General features: G+C 51.2%; 1 protein-coding gene. It reads right to left on the reverse strand.

Features of this window, described 5'->3' with window-relative positions; genetic code table 11:
• Positions 1-131: 131 nt before the first annotated feature.
• The coding region (locus BTA51_RS28850) for an IS5 family transposase (protein ID WP_094712538.1) at positions 132-955 on the reverse strand (824 nt) is incomplete at its 5' end.

Genomic DNA, 955 nt, shown 5'->3' on the forward strand with positions numbered 1-955 from the left:
GGAGAGTCTGAATAACCCCAAAATTCTGAGGTAATTGATACTCTCGACGAAAATGGTCGAAGATACAGATTGTTTTTCCGGCCATTTTGGATCTCACACCCCTCGCAGGGCCTCATCTGGGCCCATCGCCCCTATACCAGCAGCTCTTTCCTTGCTATTAGCAGATTACTGAAGGCTGCCAACAGATAGAGCCGGCTCTTGTTCTTAGCCAAGCCCCGATAGCGAACTTTGTCATAGCCAAACACCTGCTTGATGTATCGAAACGGGTGTTCCACTTTGGCCCGGATGCTGGCTTTGAGTGTCTCCATTCTTTGATGCTCTTCACTCAATGTCCGACGCTCACCCGGGCGCCGCGCGATAAACCAAGTGACACCAGTTCGCTTCTGATGTTCCTCCCGCTTCTGAATACCTTGATAACCAGCATCACCGAAGACGGAGTCTTCTTCTCCGTGCAACAATTTGCCCGCAACGGTAATGTCGTGAACATTCGCCCCCGTCGCTTCAAGGCTGTGAATCAGTCCTCGGGCACTGTCCACACCAATGTGCATCTTCATGCCAAAGTGCCACTCATTGCCCTTTTTGGTCTGACGCATTTCCAGATCACGTTGGCCACTTTGATTTTTGGTGGAACTCGGGGCGGAAATAATCGAAGCATCCACGATACTGCCTTCCCGCATCATCAGCCCCTGCTTCTCCAGTTGCTTATTTACTTCTTTGAAAAGCGTTTTGCCCAAACCGTGACGCTCCAGCAGGTGACGAAAATTGAGGATCGTGGTTTCATCCGGCAGTCGGTCTGACAGGCGCAGTCCGGCAAAGCGGCGCATGGATTCAATCTCATACAGCGCATCTTCCATGGCAGGATCACTGAGGTTATAAAACAGCTGCATACAATGGACGCGGAGCATGATGGATAACGGATACGGTGGGCGGCCATTCTCACCTTTGGGATAATAGC

Source organism: Hahella sp. CCB-MM4 (assembly GCF_002260525.1).
In the GTDB taxonomy this organism is placed as follows: Bacteria; Pseudomonadota; Gammaproteobacteria; order Pseudomonadales; family Oleiphilaceae; genus Hahella.